General features: G+C 62.4%; 16 protein-coding genes. 11 read left to right on the forward strand and 5 right to left on the reverse strand.

The annotated features are described in order from the left end of the window. Positions 1–104 precede the first annotated feature (104 nt). Positions 105–575, forward strand: a complete 471-nt coding sequence (locus SU48_RS07355) for a YbjN domain-containing protein (protein WP_064014687.1) — start codon at positions 105–107, stop codon at positions 573–575. Between the two features lie 296 nt (positions 576–871). Here the strand turns inward: SU48_RS07355 and pepF are convergent, their stop codons facing one another. The 3 genes from pepF to SU48_RS07370 all read right to left on the reverse strand — a co-directional run bounded on the left by pepF (position 872) and on the right by SU48_RS07370 (position 5,018). After that, positions 872–2,692 carry an oligoendopeptidase F gene (pepF, locus tag SU48_RS07360; RefSeq protein WP_064014688.1) on the reverse strand — a complete coding sequence of 607 codons (1,821 nt, stop codon included), beginning with the start codon at positions 2,690–2,692 and terminating at the stop codon, positions 872–874. 299 nt (positions 2,693–2,991) lie between these two features. Continuing rightward, positions 2,992–4,167: a hypothetical protein gene (locus SU48_RS07365; protein WP_064014689.1), complete on the reverse strand. Its 1,176-nt coding sequence runs from the start codon at positions 4,165–4,167 to the stop codon at positions 2,992–2,994. Continuing rightward, the gene (locus SU48_RS07370; protein ID WP_064014690.1) at positions 4,164–5,018 is read right to left on the reverse strand and encodes a TrmH family RNA methyltransferase; all 855 of its coding nucleotides are present in this window, start codon (positions 5,016–5,018) and stop codon (positions 4,164–4,166) included. Before SU48_RS07370 ends, SU48_RS07365 begins: the two co-directional genes overlap by 4 nt. Positions 5,019–5,553: 535 nt before the next feature. On the opposite strand from SU48_RS07370, the gene SU48_RS07375 reads away from it, so the two are divergent. The 6 genes from SU48_RS07375 to SU48_RS07400 all read left to right on the forward strand — a co-directional run bounded on the left by SU48_RS07375 (position 5,554) and on the right by SU48_RS07400 (position 10,500). Next, positions 5,554–5,940, forward strand: coding sequence for a YchJ family protein (locus SU48_RS07375; RefSeq protein WP_064014691.1), 387 nt, complete (start codon positions 5,554–5,556; stop codon positions 5,938–5,940). A gap of 107 nt (positions 5,941–6,047) precedes the next feature. After that, a complete protein-coding gene (locus tag SU48_RS07380; protein WP_231881557.1) occupies positions 6,048–6,851 on the forward strand; it encodes a zinc-dependent alcohol dehydrogenase in 804 nt (267 codons plus the stop codon). A 40-nt stretch (positions 6,852–6,891) separates the two neighbouring features. Then, the gene (locus tag SU48_RS07385) at positions 6,892–7,887 is read left to right on the forward strand and encodes a prohibitin family protein (protein WP_064014693.1); all 996 of its coding nucleotides are present in this window, start codon (positions 6,892–6,894) and stop codon (positions 7,885–7,887) included. A 36-nt stretch (positions 7,888–7,923) separates the two neighbouring features. Continuing rightward, entirely contained in the window at positions 7,924–8,508 is a 585-nt protein-coding gene (locus SU48_RS07390; RefSeq protein ID WP_064014694.1) for a hypothetical protein, read from the forward strand. Positions 8,509–8,734: 226 nt separating this feature from the next. Further along, positions 8,735–9,622, forward strand: coding sequence for an NAD(P)-dependent oxidoreductase (locus SU48_RS07395; RefSeq protein WP_064014695.1), 888 nt, complete (start codon positions 8,735–8,737; stop codon positions 9,620–9,622). Next, a complete protein-coding gene (locus tag SU48_RS07400) occupies positions 9,622–10,500 on the forward strand; it encodes a DegV family protein (protein ID WP_064014696.1) in 879 nt (292 codons plus the stop codon). Before SU48_RS07395 ends, SU48_RS07400 begins: the two co-directional genes overlap by 1 nt. Before the next feature lie 240 nt (positions 10,501–10,740). Here SU48_RS07400 and SU48_RS07405 read toward each other — a convergent pair whose 3' ends face one another. Together SU48_RS07405 and SU48_RS07410 are read right to left on the reverse strand one after the other, a co-directional pair. Beyond that, positions 10,741–11,631: a GNAT family N-acetyltransferase gene (locus tag SU48_RS07405; protein WP_064014697.1), complete on the reverse strand. Its 891-nt coding sequence runs from the start codon at positions 11,629–11,631 to the stop codon at positions 10,741–10,743. Then, positions 11,628–13,103, reverse strand: a complete 1,476-nt coding sequence (locus tag SU48_RS07410; protein WP_231881558.1) for a glycoside hydrolase family 3 protein — start codon at positions 13,101–13,103, stop codon at positions 11,628–11,630. Before SU48_RS07410 ends, SU48_RS07405 begins: the two co-directional genes overlap by 4 nt. 228 nt (positions 13,104–13,331) lie before the next feature. Here SU48_RS07410 and SU48_RS07415 point away from each other — a divergent pair, with 228 nt between their 5' ends. The 4 genes from SU48_RS07415 (at position 13,332) to SU48_RS07430 (ending at position 18,295) form a co-directional block, all read left to right on the forward strand. Further along, positions 13,332–14,042, forward strand: a complete 711-nt coding sequence (locus tag SU48_RS07415; protein WP_064014698.1) for an N-acetylmannosamine-6-phosphate 2-epimerase — start codon at positions 13,332–13,334, stop codon at positions 14,040–14,042. 124 nt (positions 14,043–14,166) lie between these two features. Further along, on the forward strand, positions 14,167–15,408 hold the full coding sequence (locus tag SU48_RS07420) for an ABC transporter substrate-binding protein (RefSeq protein ID WP_064014699.1): 1,242 nt from the start codon (positions 14,167–14,169) through the stop codon (positions 15,406–15,408). 159 nt (positions 15,409–15,567) lie between these two features. Continuing rightward, positions 15,568–16,191, forward strand: coding sequence for a hypothetical protein (locus SU48_RS07425; protein ID WP_064014700.1), 624 nt, complete (start codon positions 15,568–15,570; stop codon positions 16,189–16,191). 52 nt (positions 16,192–16,243) lie between these two features. Then, positions 16,244–18,295 (forward strand): beta-N-acetylhexosaminidase, encoded by a 2,052-nt coding sequence (locus tag SU48_RS07430; protein WP_064014701.1) that lies wholly within the window; start codon positions 16,244–16,246, stop codon positions 18,293–18,295. Position 18,296 lies beyond the last annotated feature (1 nt).

Below are 18,296 nucleotides of genomic sequence, written 5' to 3' on the forward strand. Positions count from 1 at the left end.
ACCGCGTAGGCATCGGCAGGGGTGTTAGAATCTCACGGGTTTCAACCACACAAGCTTTAGTCTCAACCTGTTTGTGTTTCACCCCACCGAGGAGGATGGTTTTAATGACGATGGAAACGGCACTGCTTACGCTGGACACGCTCGCAAAATACCTGAAGGAAAAAGAAGTTCAGCTGGATATGGAAGAGAACAACGGCCAGCGCTTCATTCGCATGGGCTGGCGCTTCGAGATGGGCGACGCCGCCGTCTTGGTCAGCGTCAACGACGGCCCCAACAACACCAGCCGTCTGGAAGTCACTTGCGTGACCCAGAAGCAGTACCCCGGACGCCGCGCCGAGATCGTGAACATGCTGAATGACCGCAACCGCGAACGCGCTTTTGCCCGCAGCATCGACGCCGACGGCAACGTGTGGCTGGAGTACGTCGGCTTTTACCCTACGCTGGCCGAAATGCCTCAGGAAACCTTCGACACGCTGTTCGGCGGCGTGCTGATGCACTTTCAGGACGACTACGCGACGTTGGAAGGCTACGTGCCCGACGCCAACGGCCCGCAGTTGCAGATGCCTCAGGCATAAGCCTCAGGGATTAAGCGGGGCGGGGTCATTCCCGCCTTTGCTTTGAGAGAACAAGTGAAATGATTCACGATAAATCCGGGTTGTGAGGGTTTTGTTTGTTACGTTTAATGCGTCTAAGGGTCAAGGGGCTGAGGGTCTAAGGAGGGGCGAAGGCCAGCGTGTCATCTCTTGAGTGCTGCGGGAAAGCGTTCTGAATGACGACTGGAATTGTTCGGCCCCAACAACAAAACACGGACGGGCCATATTCTAGCCCCGTCCATGTTTGCGAAATTTTATGCCCGTCGAAATGACCTCAATCAGTTCTGCCGCTCCCGCAACAACTCCTCCAACCTGTCTACATACCCGGCCAACGTGCGGAAGGTGGCTTGCACCGGCTCTGGCGAGAGCATATCCACGCCCGCTGCTTTCAGGGCGTCGATGGGGTCAAGGCTGCCGCCGGATTTCAGGAACGTCAGGTAGCGCTCGCGGGCGGCGTCCGGGTCGGCGTCGAATTGGCTCAGCAGTTGGTGGGCCGCGCTGATGCCCGTAGCGTACTGGTAGGCATAAAAATTGGCGTACAGGTGAGTGGAAAACTGTGCCCAGAGGATGCCGCTGCGGTCACGATCCATCGTCACGCCGTCGCCGTAGCCTTCCGCCAAGAGGTCGGCGGTGAGAGTATTCAGGTCGGGGGCGCTGAGGCTGCCGCCCGCTTCGACGCGGCGGTAGGCTTCCAGTTCGAAGGCGGCCAGCGTGGGCATGATGAAAAAGTAGCGGTGGAAATTGCCCAACGCTTCTTCGATCAGCGCGACTTCCATGTGGGTATCGCCTGCCTCACGCGCCCCCTTCAGCAAATGCTGGCGCACCATCGCCTGATTGAAATTGCTGGCGACTTCGGCATGAAACAGCGTGTAGCGCGGCACGCTGAAGGGATACTCACGGGCCGAGAGAAGCGAGTGCATGGAGTGGCCGATTTCGTGGGCGAGGGTGGAATAGCTGGCGAGCGTGCCGTTCCAAGTCATGAAGATGTACGGCTTGACGCGCCCGCCGCCGCTGGAATACGCGCCTTGGCGTTTACCGTCATTCTCGGCGTAATCCACCCAGCGCTCGGTGGTCAGGCCCGCCCGCATCTCAGTCACGTAATCGGGGCCAAGCGGGGCCATGCCTTCGGCCAGCCACTCCACGGCCTGCGCGTAGTCCACGGGCACAGGCGGCACCAGCGAGGCTTTTACGTCGTACTCGCGCAGTTCCGGCAGCTTCAGCCACTCGCGGCGCACCTTCCAGTAACGGTGCCAAGTGGGGGTGTGGGCGCGGTAAGTGTCCAGCAGGGTCGTGACCACATCGGTGGGGATGCGGTCTGGTGCGAGGGTGGCCGTGATGGCATCGGGATAACGGCGGGCGCGGGCCAAGAACACATTTTGCCGAACGTTGGTGGAATAGGCGGCGGCCTGCGCGTGCTGCACGGCCAAATGGGCGTCGGCATAGCCTTCCCATGCTTGGCGGCGAATCTCGCGGTCAGGGTCGGTGGTGAGGCGGTCTACGTTGCCCTGCGTTACGGGCGTGCCGCCTGCCGTACCAAACCGCAAATCCATGTTCACCAGTGCGGGGTGAATGCCGCGTTCCGAGGAAAAAGGAGCCTGCACCGCGCCCAAGAGTTCTTCGACTTCGGCACTCCGCACATGGGGTTTCTGGCGCAGAATCCGCTCCAGACGGATACGAAAGGGTTCCAGTTCGGGTTGCGCGATCCAGCCTGCCAACGTGGCTTCATCGAGCGCCAGCAGTTCCGGGCGGGCAAACGCGGTGACGCTGCCGTAGCGGGCGGCGATGCCACTGGCCCGGTCGCGGCGGGCGGCGGCTTCCGCGTCGCGTCCGTCGACGCTGGCATTCATGGAGGCATAGGAGAAAAAGCGGGTCAGGCGCAGTTCCAATTCGGATTCGGCTTGCAGGTAGGCCAGCAGCGCGGCAGAATTTTGGCCCAGCGTGCCCGAATAGGCAGCTAGCGCGTCTATGTCGGCGGGCAAGGCTTCGGCGTCGGCTTCCCACGCCTGCGGGGTGGCGTACATGGCTTCGATATCCCATGTCTGCTCGCGGGGCACTTCGTGGCGTTTGGGGAGGCTCACAACGGGTTGAATTGTGGTCATGGCGGGAAGGTTAACACGGCCAGGGGACGAGGTCGAAGGGTCTAAAGGTCGAGAGTCTGATCCGGACTTGCTCTGATTCCCGAACATCCGCAACCCCACCGGATGTTCGTCCATCGGCGCCAGCCCGTACTTTTGCCACTCGCTCCGCTCGGATGATTTTCGCAAATCATCGCAATTTGGTATGAGGTGCTGGGGCGGGTTCGGTGACGGCATAACCCACCAACAGACGAGCGTCAGCGTTTGACCTTCGTAGACCCTCAGACCGCTCTTGCCCTTCTCCTCCAATCCACCCCGCCCACTTACCGGAAGTCCCCCGGCTCGCTCACCAACGCTTCCAGCAGGCGAATCGCTTCTTCCATGCGGTGACTCTGAATCCGGGCGGAAGCGCGGGCCTGACGCCATTCGAAGCGCACACGGGCGAGGCTGAGGGGATCGCCGCCATTGGCCTTCAGATGTACGGCGCGGGTTTCCAAGGCTTCAACGGTCTGGGCCAACTGACGCAGGGCCGTCTGGTGGGTGCGGGCGGCGTCCAGCGCGGCGTGAAGTTGCGCGCCTGCTTCGGCCTCGGCCTGCGCCAGATTGCGGCGGGCCTCGGCCACAACGGGAGCCTGATTGACCTGTTCTCCGGCCTGCCACTGGGCATAGTTGAGGGTGTGGCGGGCGCGGAGGACGTTGGGATGCAGCGGCACACCCAACGAGAATCGGGCGTTGTCGAGGTTCATATCCAGCATGGTCAGGGGCGTGTCGGCGTCTTCTTCGGCCACCAGCGGGGCAAAGGCGTCCAGAAACGAGGTGGTCTGGGTCAGCATCAAGCGGCTGTGGGCCAGTTGCGCGGGCGTGGCCTGCTCGCGGCCTTTCCCACCTTCCAATTCTGTTACGCGTAAGAACAGCAGTTCGGCCTGAGCGCGGGAGGCGGCCACCTGATCGGCCACTTCCACGCGGGCATGGTCGGCCCGCAAGTTGGTCAGCATGTCCTCGGTTTCCCAGCGGCGCACTTCGGCTTGGGTGGCCTGCACGTCCCATTCGGCGGCGGTTTCGAGGGCCGACAGGTCTGGATTGGAGCGGATGGCCCCCAGACTCCGCATGGCAATTTCGGCGTGAGAGCGGGCCAGCAGCAACGCCAGATCGTGGGCGCGGCGGCCCCAGCGCAGGGCACGCGGCGCACTCTCGGTAAACGCGGGCGTGACGGTGGGCACAGGCACCGTTTCGGCCAACTGTGCCAGATCGGTGGAGGCCACTTCCAGCCATTTGTCGGCGCGGCCCTCGCCCACCTGATCGCGCATGACTTTGTACACGTCTTGCAGTACAGCCACCACGTCACGCGGGCCGAGCGCCCGAACCGCCGTCCAACCCCGGCGCTGCACCGCGCCCTGAATGGTCATTTCGGCTTCACGCACGCCCATTTCTTGGCCGAGTCGTTGCCGCAGCCATTCTCGGTAGGGGTCGTTGGAATGGGTGGACGCCAAATTGGTCATGGTTGTACCTCGGAGGAAAACTGTGGGTGGTGAGATTGGGTCAACAGGCTGCGGCGTTGGCGCACGCATTCGAACAGCACGAGGGCGGCGGCGGTAGAGACATTCAGGCTGTCGGCCCCGCCGGGTGCAGCGTGCATCGGAATACCGACGCTGAGGCTGGACGCACTGCGGGAGGTGCGCCATTCTTCGGGCAAGCCTTCGTGTTCGGTGCCCAGCAGCAGGGCCACGCGGCCAGTGAGGGGGGCGTCCCAGTAGGCGTGGGGCGCGTCGGGCGTACAGGCCACAGTAGTAAAGCCGTGCCGCAGTAGCCACACCCACGCTTCTTCTTCGGTCAGGACGGCGGTAGGCACCCGGAACACGCTGCCCTGAGAAGCCCGGATCACGTTGGGGCCATACGGATCAGCGCCGCGCCCCAGCACCAACACCGCGTGCGCCCCGGCTGCATCGGCGCTGCGGAGAATCGCGCCCACGTTGCCGGGTTTCTCCAGGCCGTGCAGCACGATCACCGTCGCCTGTTCGGGTGGGTCGGGCAGCACAGGCATAGGCGTGGGGGCAAGCATCAGTAAGCCGTCTGGGTTCTCGCGGCCACTGACCTTTTCGAAGGCGGTGCGCGACAGTTCGGCACGCTCGCCCGTGAGGGTGTGGGCCACTGCCAACGCTTCGGGGCTGTACAGCGGCGGGCAGGTCACGGTCAGGCTGGGGCGCACGCCAGAAGCCAAAGCACGTGTGGTTTCTCTGGCCCCCTCGATCACGATCACGCCGTCCAGCTCGCGCTCGCGGCGGGTACGCAGGCGCACCAACCGCTTGACGAGGGCATTTTGAAGAGAAGTAATTACGTCCGGCGCGGTCATCGGGCCTCATTATGCCCGCCGGGTGGCCTGTGCTGGCACATTCGCCTAATCCCCCTGCCGTTATTGTGGCGTGAAGGCAAGCCAGTCAATCTGTGTATAGGATAATGGAGGCCAGAGTATGCAATTTCAAAGCCAAAATGATATAAGCGCCCTTAGATAAGAAATAGACGATGCATTTTTATCCCTAGAGGAGATCAAGAAATACGAAAAAACAGAATGGAGATGTCTTCAGTGCGGAGGAGAGTATGAATTTGAAATCTTTCCCAACGGATTGGTGATGAGATGCAGTGTCGAGAACCGTATTATTGAGGAAGTGCGTGGGATTTAGAGGTAGGCGGCATATAAGTATTGCATCGATAATCGGTAGATTCGGACGATAATTTAAAATGCCCAGCACAGCGTTCACAGTAGGGCGGCTCCCCGAAAGCGGCCCGTCTTGCTCAGGGCATGGATGATGCGGCTACCAGGCTTTTTCCACTCCTCACCCTCTGCTGACCACTTACCGAAGCGCCTGCTCCTGCACTACCTTACCCTTATGCCGCTCGCCTATCCGCCGTTCAAGTCTTGCCCGTGTGGGTCGGGCCGCAGCTACGGCGCGTGCTGCGGGCCTGCCCACGACGGCTCCCGGCCCCCCGCCACCCCCGAAACGCTGATGCGGGCGCGGTATACGGCATACGCTCTGGGCAATCTGCCATTTGTGCTGCACACTTGGCACGCCAGCACCCGCCCCAGCCACCTTGACCTGAACGACGGCACGCGCTACATGGGCCTGCGCGTGCATACGGCGGCGGGCGAAACGGTAGAGTTCACGGCCTCATTGAAATTGCCGGGCGGCGAACGCTACAGCCTGCGCGAACGCAGCCGCTTCGAGCAGGTAAGCGGGGCGTGGGTCTATGTGGACGGGGAGGAAGTGGAGGGGTGAAGGCCCAGCAGTTGCGCCTTGATGGGCTGCGGCGTATGACTTGGGAGACGCATCAACTGGATGCACCCGCTGAGGGAAAGGTAAGAATCAGAACCCTGTTGAGCGCTGTGAGTGTGGCCTCAGAATTGAGCGTGGTGGACGGCAGAACGGCTCACGCTCTCCCCTATTCGCTGGGTTATCAGAGCTTGGGCGTGGTGGAACAGGCAGGCGCTGGCGTTGACCTTGCTGTAGGTACACGTGTGGTGGCTTTTTACGGACACGCCAGCGCAGCTATTGCTCAGGCGAGCCGCTGCATAGAGGTTCCGACAGACATTACAGACCGGACAGCTCTGGCCGCCGTATTGGGCGAGGAAACTGCTAAAGGCATCCGCAAGGTCGCGCCCCGTCCTGATGAACGTGTATTGATTGCTGGTGCTGGCCTGTTGGGCTTGCTGACTATCTTTAATCTCACTCGCCTGGGCATTCAGGACGTCACAGTTCTGGAACCTGACCCTGAACGGCGCACATTGGCGCGGCTCTTTGGCGCGGAGGCACTCCGGCCCGGCAAAACCGACCACGATCAATTCGATGTGGGCTTCGAGTGCAGCGCGAGTCCAGCGGGATTCTCAGAACTCCTGACCTGCCTGCGGCCACACGCCCGTGCCTGTGTGCTGAGTGACGGCAACTGGGGCCAATTGGCGCTGCCTGCGGCCTTCCATGAGCGGGAATTGTCTCTGGTTGCGTCCAGCGACGGCGACAATTACCACGCCTACGCAGCTTGGCTATGGGTCAACGCTCACCCTCTGCTCGAACGGCTTTTTGAGGTCACGGTTTCTCCAGCGGAACTGATACCGATGTTCGAGCGTCTGCGCCGTTGGCCGCGTCCGGTTTCGGTGGTGGCGGATTGGACACGCGGCACAGCATTCGAGTGATCCCGGCAACTCTGCCGTACCGAGCCTCGTACTCAGGCATATGACCGACAACAGCACGCCGGGCAACACGGCGGACAATGAAGCCAGCAGCGACACCAAGCGCGCCCGCTCTTTTCCCAAGATGGGCAACGACGCGCCCGTGCAGCGCACTCCCCCCTCTCGCCGCTTGCTGTGGACGGTGGGCGGCGTCGTGGCGGCGGCACTCCTGATCGGCCAGAGTGTGAAGGTCATTCCGGCGGGGCATGTGGGCGTAGTGTTCAGCGCCCTGAGCGGCGTCAAGCCCGGCGTGATTCAGGAAGGCGTGCATTTCGTGACCCCGTTCGTAGACCGCGTGAACTTGTACGACGCCCGGTTGCAAGAGATCACGCTGGCCCATACCGATGAGGACGGCGGCGAGTCCGGGGCGATTCGCGCCCGCAGTCAGGAAGGACTGGACATCACGGCAGACGTGACCGTGCAGTTCCGAATAGACCGCAGCAAAGCGGCCATTTTGCATAAGGAACTGGGGCGCAACTACGTTCAGACCGTCATCAGCCCGCAAATTCGCTCTAAGGTACGCGACGCCATCGGGCAATTCAGCGCCGCCGACATCATCAGCACCAAGCGGCAACAGGTGGAGGCCAGCATTTCGGGCGCACTGCGCGACGTGTTCACCAAGAACAACCTGCTGCTGGACGCCGTGCTGCTGCGCGAACTGCGGATTCCAGACAGTATCGCCAAGGCCATTGAGTTGAAGCAGGCCGCCGAGCAACAAGTCGCGGTGGAGCGCAACAAGTTGCAACAGGCCGAAATCAGTGCCAAGCGTGAAGTGGTGGTGGCCGAGGGCGCGGCCAAGTCGGCCATTGCCAAAGCACGCGGCGACGCCGAGGCGCTGACGCTGCGGGGGCGTGCGCTGCGTGAAAATCCTCAACTGATTCAGCTGACGGTGGCCGAGAAACTGGCTCCCACCATTCAGACAGTGATGCTGCCCGCCGACGGCAATTTCCTGCTGGATATGAAGAGCTTGCAGACGGCGGCCAGCACGCCCAAACCCTGAGCCGGTTGGCTAGGCCGGTTGGATTAGGATGAACGCATGATTGCCGTATTGATTCTGATCGTGATTTTCGGCGGCATTGCCCTAATCAAGTATGTGGAGAGCAACAATCAGGCGCGGCAGCGGGCGTGGCAACTGGAGGACGCGGCGGCCAAAGCAGGGCAGGCGTTGCCAGCGGCAGCAGCCAAAGCCTTGGCCGCGTTGCCTGCCCCACACCCCACCGTGCAGGACGCCCCCGAGACCCTGACCCTGCGCCTGCCCGCCGAGGCCAGAGCGCGGGCTTGGGCGCTGCTGTCTACGGTGGCCGACGCCCAGAAAGGCACCGAAAACGCCGACACGCGCACGGCTTATCTGCTGCGCCAGACGCGGGAATCGTACTTGCCCGACACCTTGCGGGCCTACCTTGGACTCACCGACGGAGCGCGGCGGGCGCTGGAAGCTCAGGGCCAGTCGCCCGAAACGCTGCTGACCGAGCAGATCGCGCTGATGGAAGACGGCGTGCGGGAAGCCCTGCGCCATGACCACGCGGCGGCAGACCGCTTGCTGACGCAGGGGCGCTTTTTGCGCGAACGCTTTGGGGGCACGGAGGGGAGCCTGAGTTTGGGGAAAGTGGGAGACGTTTGAGGTTGCTTGGGGTTGGTCTAAGGGTCTAAGAACTGGTTAAAGGCAACTGCTCAAGCCCTTTTTATGTGTGGAAGAAGCAGCCACACCGCAACGTCCCCGCCCTAGCACCTTAGACCCTCGACTTTCAGACCCTTAGACAAGCCACGCACAAACCTCAATCCTAAAGATTGTACTCGGTTCAGAATGGCAGGCCAGAGGCGAGAGAGCCGCTAGCCTGCCATCATCTATGACCCTCACGACTGCATTCTTGGGCCTCGGCGCGATGGGCACGCCGATGGCCGCCCACCTGACGCGGCACGCACAGGCCACCGACGGGCGCTCGTTGGTGTGGAACCGCACAGCGGCGCGGGCCGAAGCGCACGCCCAGACCTACGGCAGCGAACTTGCCACGCCTGACAGCTTGGCCGAAGCCGACGTGCTGTTTTCCTGCCTGCCTACCAGCGCCGACCTTGATGAAGTACTGGCCGCCCTACCCGCCCTGAAACGCGGCGCGGTGTGGGTGGACTGCACCAGCGGGCATCCTGACGCGGCACCCCGACAGGCGGCGGCCCTGGCAGAGCGCGGCGTGGCTTTTCTGGATGCTCCGGTCAGTGGCGGCACAGGCGGCGCAGTGTCGGGCCAACTGACGGTGATGGTGGGCGGTGCGGAAGCTGACCTAGAACGGGTGCGGCCCCTGCTGGACGCCTTCGCGGGGCGGGTGATCCGGGTGGGCAACACGGGCGCGGGCTTTGCGGTCAAGGCCATCAACAATGCGCTGTTGGCCGTGACGCTGTGGGCCACCGGGGAAGGCTTGGCCGTATTGGGGCGCAGCGGCGTGAAGTTGGGCGCGGCGCTGGAGGTCATCAATGCCAGCAGCGGGCGCAGCAATGCCAGCCAGAACCTGATTCCGGCGCGGGTGCTGACGCGGGAATTTCCGGCCACGTTTGGGCTGGGGCTCTTAGCCAAAGACGCGGGCATTGCGCTGGATATGGTGAACAGCACGCACAGCAGCGCCCCGATGTTGGCGCAGACGGCGGCCCTGATGCGGGCGGCGGCCAACATCGTCGGCAGCGACGTAGACCACACGGCGGCCCTTCGACTTATCGAGCAGATGAATAAGGTGGTGATCGAGTGATGACTGGACAGGGACAAATTGGGCAGGCAAAGTTTGGAGTCGTAACTGACGGTGGGCTGGACGCCTACGCGGAGTTGAAGAACAGTGTGCCAATAGCGCCGTTTAGCGTGAATTTTGGCAGCGTGAGTCGGCGCACGCATGAAATCAGCCGGGAAGACCTGCTGCGCGAGTTGGCGAGCAACCCCGAACACCCCACCAGCAGCCAGCCCACGCCGCAAGACTGGGCCGACGCTTACCGGGCGGCGGGCACGCCAGAAGTGTTGGCCGTGACCATCAGCGCGGGCCTCAGCGGCAGCCGGAACGCGGCGGAGCAGGCGACGCAGGTGATGGACGGCGCGAAGGTGACCATTCACGATTCGCGCACGCTCAGCGCGGCGCAGGCCTTTCAGGTACATGCTGCCGTGACCGCTGCCGAACGCGGCGAAAGCCTGCAAACGGCGCTGGAATGGATGAAAGCCGTAGAGCAGGAAACCGAACTGTATTTTACGATTGAGACGCTGGAATACCTGCGGCGCGGCGGGCGAATCGGGCGCGTACAGGCCACGCTGGGCGGCCTGCTGAACCTCAAGCCCGTGATTACAGTGGACAAGGCCAGCGGAACCTATACCAATTTGGCCCGCGTGCGCTCTTACCGGAGTGCCATAGAAGCGATTGCCACGCAAATTACGGCCCGCTATGGGGAAGGAACGCCGCTGCGGTTGGGCCTGTTGTACGGCAGCGAACAGGCCGACGCCGACGCCTTGTTGAAGGCAGTTCAGGCCCGGCATCCGGTGGTGTGGGCAGGCGTTGCGGGCGTCAATCCGGTGCTGAACATTCATACCGGGCCGAGAACGGTGGGCATCGCGGCGGCACCGGGCGCTTGGCCATGGGAGCGGTAAAAGCCAAAGCTGGACTACAACATTTGTCATAATAATGACCGAGCGGAGCGAGTGAATTTTATCGAGCAGGACGGAGAATGGAACCACCGAAAGTCTCTTTTTTCGGTGGTGTAATTCGGAGAACTGCTCTACAGAACGTGGATCGTAGATCGTGGTTTGGTTTTCCCACGTTCCACGATCCACGTTCTGAATGTCTGGCCTCCGTTCAACGTCGCTCAGCTCTCGTGGCAACCCCAGCTCTCACCCTCGCATGTGGAAATACCGCACGAATTCCCTAAACCCCAGCCGCTCGTAAAACGGGGCCACATTCGTCCAATCAATGGCCATCGCCTGTGCCCCGCGAGTTTGAAGATGGGTCATGGCGGCCAGCATAAAGGCGCTGCCCACACCGCCTCCGCGCAGGTCGGGGTGAATTCCGATGGGGCCGAGGCCGCCTACCAACCCTTCTAGTCCCACTGCTTTTCGTAACGCATCTGGGAAGAAGAAGGACGGCAGCACGGCGGCGTCAGTTTCTAGGCCGGTCAGGGCGAATCCGGCCACTTGCGGGCCGTTCATCAGCATCAGCACTTGCGAGGCGTCGCGGGCGGCCACAGCTCCGGCGTCGTGCTTCCAGCGGGGGCCGAAGACGGCTTCGGCAAAGGCCAGCAGGGGCGGTATCAAGTTGTCTTGGCTGGCGTCGGTCACGCGAAATTCGGGCGAAAGCTCGGACGCGGGCAGGGGCGAGCGCAGGTCAAGCGCCATGTCCGAGCTTTCGCGGCCTGTCGGGGTAAATCCCAAGGCTTCAAAAAAAGGCAGGCTGGACGCTGTGGGGGCAGGCAAAAAGTGGCCGCGTTCTTCGCCAAGCGCCAGTGCGACGGGGCCGAGGCGTTCGCGGGCTTCCTGCATCAGCGAGCGCCCCAGCCCTTGCCGTCTGAACTCCGGGTGAACAAGCAGCAGCCGAATATGAGCATGGGCGTAGGCTTCGGGCGGGCGCAGGGCGAGGGCGGCCAGCAAGGTTCCGTCCGGGGCGCGGCGCTGTAGGAGGTGAGCGGGGTCACCCAAGCGCTGCTCTAAGCCGTGTGGATGGGGCAGCAGTTCGGGCAGGGCGGCAGCCCAGAGCGTGTGGATTTCGGCAGCAGTCGGAGGAGTCATTTGATCGCCCCGGCAAAGGGCAGACGTCCAGTCAGCTCCCTCCCGCCGCCCAGCCAGCCCAGCAACGCGGCGCGGGCTTCGGGCCGAAAGCCGAACGACACCACCGCTGGCGAATCTACGTCCAGCACGGCATACGGGTTGTAGAGGGCCAAATGCAGATCGGGTTGCACCCCCAGTAACGCGGGTTGGCGGTGGCGGGTGGTGGTGGCGAGAATGACGGGCAGACCAGCGGCGCGAATGGCTGCCCAGTCCAGCTCTTCGGGTGCGTCGTAAGCGTGAAGCTGCACCGAATACACACTGCCCAGTTCGCGGGCCAAGGTGTCGGCATCTACGCTGGCCTCGCTGACGTTTTCGCGCTGCACACGGCGCTGGGCTACCAGCAACACGCGGGAGCCGGGGGGCGGCGCAACCGGAGTTTGGTAACCACTTAGGCCGCGTGCCCACGCTTCGGCAAACAGGGGCGCGTCGGTGGCGGGATCGAAGGGGGTGGAGGCGGACGGGTAAGCGGCGGCGAGCGTGTGCAGGCGGCGCAGGCTGGCATCCAGTTCGCCGGGATTCAGGGTGGGCAGGGCGGCTTGCACGGCGTTCAGGGTGGCTTCTTGGGCTTCGCGGCGGCCTAGGGCCATGACCAGATCGGCTCCGGCCCGCAGCGCCAGCACCGCTGCTTCTCCGCGTCCGTAGTGGGAATCGATGGCCTGCATCCCCATACTATCTGTCAGAGTTATTCCATCGTAACCCCATTCAGCGCGGAGCAAGTCGGTGAGGATTGGGCGCGACAATGTAGCGGGGTGAACGGCGTCCAGAGCGTCGTACACGATGTGCGCGGTCATGATGGCGGGGGTCACGGGCAGCAAGTCGCGGAAGGGTGCGAATTCGGTGGCGTCCAGTTCGGCGCGGCTTTTGCTGACGCGGGGCAAAGCTTTGTGACTATCGAGGTGCGTGTCGCCGTGCCCCGGAAAGTGCTTGACGCAGGCGGCGACTCCCCCGGCGGCATGTCCAGCCAACGCTGCCCGCCCGTGCCGGGTCACCAGCGCGGCGTCTGCACCGTAAGCCCGCTCGCCTATCACGGGATTGGCGGGGTTCACATTCACGTCCAGCACGGGCGCAAAGTTCCAGTTGATGCCCACCGAGCGCAGTTGGCGGGCGAGCGCCGCGTTCACTTCTTCGGTCAGGGCGGGGTCATCTGCCGCGCCGAGGCTCATGGCCGAGGGGGCAAACGGCCAGAAGGTGGGCCGCAGAATTGCGCCGCCTTCATGATCTAGGGCAATCAGGGCCCCCTCGCCCAGCACGTTCCGCAAGTCGGCACACAGGCGCGAAAGCTGCTGCGCCGACTCTATGTTTTTACCGAACAGGCACACGCTCCGAACGCCGTGCCGGGTCAGGTGGGCGGCGGTGTCGGCGTCTAGGACAGGGCCGGGGATGTCTACCATAGCCAGTGCGCCGTGCAGCGGGCGGGATGTTTGTGGGGTCACGGGATTCAGGGTAATACGGATTGGGGGATGGGCTGTGCCTTCTTGGGTGTGGCGGTGGCGTTTGCGGATGCCTGGTCTAAAGGTCTAGGGTCTAAGGTGCTGGGGCGGGGACGGTGCTGGGTGGTAGCTTCTTCCGCAGACAAAAGGCTTAAGCAGGTGTGTCAGCAGTTCTTAGACCCTTAGACGCCTTGTGCCCCCCGTCCCCCGCCGATGCCTTAGGCTTCCCCCATGACCGAACAAGTAGCCCGTTCTCCCCTGCCCGCCGCTCTCGAACGCCTGCGCGGGCAACTGGTGGTCAGCGTGCAGGCCGACGACGGCAGCCCCCTGAGAGAAGTGGTGCATATCGTGGCGCTGAGTCGGGCGGCACTTTTGGGCGGCGCGGCGGGCCTGCGCCTCCGTTCGGCAGAGGATATTCGGGCTGTGCGGGCGATGACGGACGTACCGATTATCGGGCTGACCAAGCAGGCGCATCCCGGAACCGACGTGTATATCACGGCTACACCGGGCGAGGTGCGGGAAGTAGCGGCAGCCGGGGCCGACATCGTGGCCTTCGACGGCACCGATTTGCCGCGCCCCTACAGCGTGGCAAAATTAATTGAGGCGGCACACGCGGCGGGTGCGTTGGCTATGGCTGATGTCAGCACGTTGGAGGAAGCGCGGGCAGCCTATGCGGCGGGCGCAGACATCGTGGGCACCACCATGAGCGGCTACACGCCTCACAGTCCGCAACTCACAGGGCCAGATTTCGCGTTGATGGAGGCGTTGGCGGCGGCAGGACTGCCCTTTATCGCCGAGGGGCGTATCAATTCGCCGGAGTTGGCGGCGGCAGCGTTGCAAACGGGAGCGCTGTGCGTGGTGGTGGGCAGCGCCATTACCCGTCCAGACCACGTAACCCGCTGGTTTGCCGCAGCCCTGCGGAGTGGCACACCGGGCGCATGAGAGGCGGACGCCCGTTTCTCAGGTTGCCGTTAGATTCACACGCTACTCTGAGCGCAATCTCAACATGACCTCAAGGCCAGCCCGCCACACCACAGACTGGGCCAGCCGACTCCAAGGAGTTGCTATGACATCCACCTACAAAAAAGCCCTGCTGACCGCCGCCCTGATTGCCGCTTCCACCGCAGGCGCACAGAAGACCGAGTTGGAATTCTGGACGATCAGCCTCGCGCCATTGTTTAACGATGAGATGAACCGTCTGGTGTCGCAGTTCGAGAAGGAAAACCCGACGGTGAACCTGAAATGGGTGGATGTGCCCGCCAACGCCATCGAGCAGAAATTGCTGGCTGCCGTCGCTTCGGGCCGCCCGCCTGCCGCCGTGAACCTCAGCAGCGATATGGCCGTGAAGTTGGTCCAACAAGGCGCACTGGAAACCCTGACGCTGAGCGACGCACAGAAAAAGAGCTATTTCCCCAGCCCGCTCAGCACCTTTACCTTCGAGGGCAAAAACATGGGCCTGCCGTGGTACTGGGCTCCCAAAGTCGTGGCCTACAACACCGACATTTTCCGCAAGGCTGGCCTAGACCCCGCCAACCCGCCCCGCACCATTCAGACGCTGATCGCGGCGGCCAAGCAGATCAAAGACAAGACCGGTATGTACGGCTTCATGCCCAACATCAACAACATCAACATGCTGTTCATGTTTCAGGAAGCGGGCCTTCCCATCTTTGACAAGAGCGGCAGCAAGGCTGTGTTTAATAGCCCCGAGCATGTAAAACTGCTGCAAACTTATGTAGACCTGTACAAAGGTGGCTACATTCCCGAAGACACCATGCGCCGGGGCTTCGTGGCTGCTACCGAGCTGTATTCCAGCGGAAAACTGGCAATGTTGATTACAGGGCCGCAGTTTATCCTCCGGGTAGAAAATGACAATAAAGCCATTTATGACCTGACCAAAGTCGCGCCCTATCCCATCAACATTGCTGGAAACGTGATTCATACGCCGCTGATGGGCTTTACCGTACCCAAAGGTGTGAAGGACAAGGCGCTGTCGCAGAAGCTGGCACTGTTCCTGACCAACGATGTGAACCAGTTGCAATTCAGCAAGGTCACCAAGACCACCTTCCCCAGCACCGTGAAGGCCAGCACCGACAAATTCTTTAAGCAGGGCGGAACCAATGCTGTCGATCAGGGCAAACTGGTGAGCAGCACCGAACTGAAAAAGGCCAAAGACCTGACATTGGTGTACCCGGATGCCAGCAAACTGAACAAAGTATTTAAGGACAACGTGGAAGCGGCAATGGCAGGCCAGAAGAGTGCCAAGCAGGCACTTGATGACATTGTGAAGGCTTGGAACGCGAGCCTGTAAGGATGATTCCGGTAGGCCAGCCCTTTTCAACTGGCCTACCCGACTGGCAGGAAAAGGAAAAAGCCGGATTCCGGAATGGAATTTTCCTCCGGCGCTGTTCTGGAGGAGGATGAAATGGCCGGAACCGGGCGAGTTGAGTCAGATTGCAGGGCCGTCTTGATGGCGGCCCTGTTGCTGTGTGGTGCGGCACATGCCCAAAAGGTCAGACCGCAAAAGCCTCGTGCCTCAGCGCCGTTTTCTACGCCTTATAAACCCGCCTACCGCCCGGACGATCAACCGGAATTCCCGTTGACCGCCACTGTCGACGAAACCCGGATCGCCCCCGGCATTTGGGACACGCCCCCGGATTTAATTGGGGGCACGCGGGTGGGCGTATTCACCGACAATGGGGTACACCGGGGATTTTTATTCATTGGAGCCGACGAATCGCGCATCGGCGAGGAGTATCTGGTGATGCGGTGCGTGGATGGCGGCCAATACGAATTGCGGTTGGTGCTGAAGCAATCGTTGGCGGCACAAGCCTTCCGCTTTCAGGCGACTTGGGGCGGAAGCACGCGCACGTTGAAGCTTGGGCCTGCCGATCCAGAATTGACGGACTCCGTTTTGCTGGCGAAGGCCGACGCCACAGCCTTCTTCGGCATTCTTTTGACGGGCCAGAAGGTGCTGGTCACTGTTTCACCTTCATCCGGCTCAGGCGCGGTGCTGGGGAAACCTCTGGCACTGACCTTCAATGGTGTGGGCGCGGCGGAAGGTTGGGGCAGGATTGACCGCTGCCGACAGTAAGCAGGTTCAGCCCATCGGATTCACGTCAGGCAAATACACAAAGGTGATTGAGATGCAACCAAAAACACGACTGGCAACACGGTTGGGCGCGGCCCTCCTGCTGAGTTTGCTCCTGCCCGGAGTTGCCGACGCCGCCCCACTCCAACTCTCCCCCGTTCCCGATGCCCGCGCCCTTGCGCCGCATGGAACGCTGGTGCCTACGCCCAAGCAGGCCAGTTTCCCTGCGGGAACGTTGCCGCTCTCGGGCTTGGGCGTGCGCGTGGTGGGCAATGCCCCTGAATTGGCTTGGGCCGTGCGTGACCTACGGGCCGAGTGGAAAACGCGGCTGGGCGCAGAGTTGCCAGATTCAGGCAAGGTGCTGGTGACGGTGGGCACGGTGGCCGATACGGGCTTGGCGGCCAAAGTGAAGGCGGCGGGCCTGACGGCGGCGGGCGCGGAAGGCTACGCGCTGTGGGTGGAAGCAGGCGGCGCGTATGTGGTCGGCGCAGACGCACGCGGGGCGTATCTGGGGGCGCAAACGCTCCGGCAACTGCTCACGGCAGACGGCCTCAAGTTTGCCCGCATCAGCGACGCGCCCGCTCTGTCTCAGCGCATTGCCATGATTTACCTCGATCAGTACAGCGCCGCCATCAACAACAAACTGATTCCTATGCTAGCCGCGCTGAAATACAACCGCGTGCTGGTCATGAGCAATTACGTGCAGTGGGACACGGCCAAATCGGGCGGCTTCGCTCATCCCGGCGGGGCCAGCAAGGCAGAGGCGGTGCGGGTGGCGGCGTTGGCCCGCTCCTACGGCCTTGAACCCATTCCGCTGTTAGAAACGCTGGGGCACGTGGGCTGGATGTTCTACGGCGGCAAAAACATGGACTTGCGCCAAGACACCGAAAGCCAGAATCCTTGGGCCTACGACACCCTGAATCCGGCCACCTATTCGCGGGTCATCCTGCCGATTTTGAAGGAAGCGGTGGAAGTGTTTCAGCCCAAGGTCATTCATATCGGGCACGACGAGGTGAGGAACCGTGACCGCTTTCCGGCCCGCGAAAACGGCAAGGCAGTGGGCTTCGAGAAACTGTTTGTAGACGACGTAGTGAAGCTACACGGCTTTCTGAAAGAGCAGAGTGTGGGCACGATGATGTGGCACGACACCGCGTTTGCCGACTCCGTGATTGCCACGCTGCCCGCGCAGTTGCCCAAAGATATTCAGGTGGCCTACTGGAACTACGCTCCCGGCAACAGCTTTGGCCTGCTGGAACGCATCAAGGCGCTGGGATTTCCGGTGCTGGGCGCGTCTTGGGCCGAGGTAGGCAACGCGGAAGGCTACGCCAAAGTGGCCGCGCTGGTGGGCGCGTCCGGCATGATCCAGACGCGCTGGACAGGCTATTTTGGCAACCCCAGCATCTGGGACGGGGCGGCAGATCAGGGCGTGCCGTTCGTGCGGGCGGCCAACGCCTTCTGGAACCCGGCGGCGGGGAGCGTGCCCAACGCTGAGGGCATTTACCGCGCCACCTACCAACCAGAAGCATACCGGGCCACATCGGGCATGGTGGTGAATCTGGCCCCGCTGGTCACGCGTTCGCTGACTGACGACGATGAAAAAGGCTGGATTTTGAAGGGTGCGGACATAGATTTGCGGAATCTAAAAACAGGTGTCAACCGCTTCGGCGCATACAAATTCGACGTGTCTGGTGCGGTGATGCTGAAAGGTTCTCGGCCCGCCGCCAAAGACTTGCCCGAACGGGTGACGCTGGAACTGGGGCGCAAGGCCACGTCCATTGCCTTCCTGCACACGACTGGCTGGCCCGCCGCCACCGCCCGCGAGGTCATCGGGCGCTACGAGGTGCGTTACGCCGATGGCAGCCTGATCAATCAGCCATTGGAATACGGGCGGCACATCCGGGCTTGGACAGACACGCTGACTACCTCCATGATTCCGGCCCCGGCGTGGGCGGGTCAGACCAAAGACGGTCTAGAGGTCGCTGTGCCCGTGCTGGACTGGGTGAACCCCAAGCCCGACAAGGTGATTTCTTCGGTGACGGTGGTGAGTGAGGGCAAAAACGCCAACCTGACGCTGATCGGGCTGACGTTGATCGGGGAAGGGAAATAAT

It is taken from the genome of Deinococcus puniceus (assembly GCF_001644565.1).
Taxonomy (GTDB): domain Bacteria; phylum Deinococcota; class Deinococci; order Deinococcales; family Deinococcaceae; genus Deinococcus; species Deinococcus puniceus.

Bases quoted from the DNA above. Each gene is read 5' to 3' on its own strand.
- SU48_RS07390 (WP_064014694.1), top strand. From the start codon at position 7,924: ATGATTGCCGTATTGATTCTGATCGTGATTTTCGGCGGCATTGCCCTA.
- SU48_RS07405 (WP_064014697.1), bottom strand. From the start codon at position 11,631: ATGACTCCTCCGACTGCTGCCGAAATCCACACGCTCTGGGCTGCCGCC.
- SU48_RS07370 (WP_064014690.1), bottom strand. From the start codon at position 5,018: ATGACCGCGCCGGACGTAATTACTTCTCTTCAAAATGCCCTCGTCAAG.
- SU48_RS07420 (WP_064014699.1), top strand. From the start codon at position 14,167: ATGACATCCACCTACAAAAAAGCCCTGCTGACCGCCGCCCTGATTGCC.
- SU48_RS07425 (WP_064014700.1), top strand. From the start codon at position 15,568: ATGGCGGCCCTGTTGCTGTGTGGTGCGGCACATGCCCAAAAGGTCAGA.
- SU48_RS07430 (WP_064014701.1), top strand. From the start codon at position 16,244: ATGCAACCAAAAACACGACTGGCAACACGGTTGGGCGCGGCCCTCCTG.
- SU48_RS07375 (WP_064014691.1), top strand. From the start codon at position 5,554: ATGCCGCTCGCCTATCCGCCGTTCAAGTCTTGCCCGTGTGGGTCGGGC.
- SU48_RS07395 (WP_064014695.1), top strand. From the start codon at position 8,735: ATGACCCTCACGACTGCATTCTTGGGCCTCGGCGCGATGGGCACGCCG.
- SU48_RS07415 (WP_064014698.1), top strand. From the start codon at position 13,332: ATGACCGAACAAGTAGCCCGTTCTCCCCTGCCCGCCGCTCTCGAACGC.
- SU48_RS07385 (WP_064014693.1), top strand. From the start codon at position 6,892: ATGACCGACAACAGCACGCCGGGCAACACGGCGGACAATGAAGCCAGC.
- SU48_RS07365 (WP_064014689.1), bottom strand. From the start codon at position 4,167: ATGACCAATTTGGCGTCCACCCATTCCAACGACCCCTACCGAGAATGG.
- pepF (WP_064014688.1), bottom strand. From the start codon at position 2,692: ATGACCACAATTCAACCCGTTGTGAGCCTCCCCAAACGCCACGAAGTG.
- SU48_RS07355 (WP_064014687.1), top strand. From the start codon at position 105: ATGACGATGGAAACGGCACTGCTTACGCTGGACACGCTCGCAAAATAC.
- SU48_RS07400 (WP_064014696.1), top strand. From the start codon at position 9,622: ATGACTGGACAGGGACAAATTGGGCAGGCAAAGTTTGGAGTCGTAACT.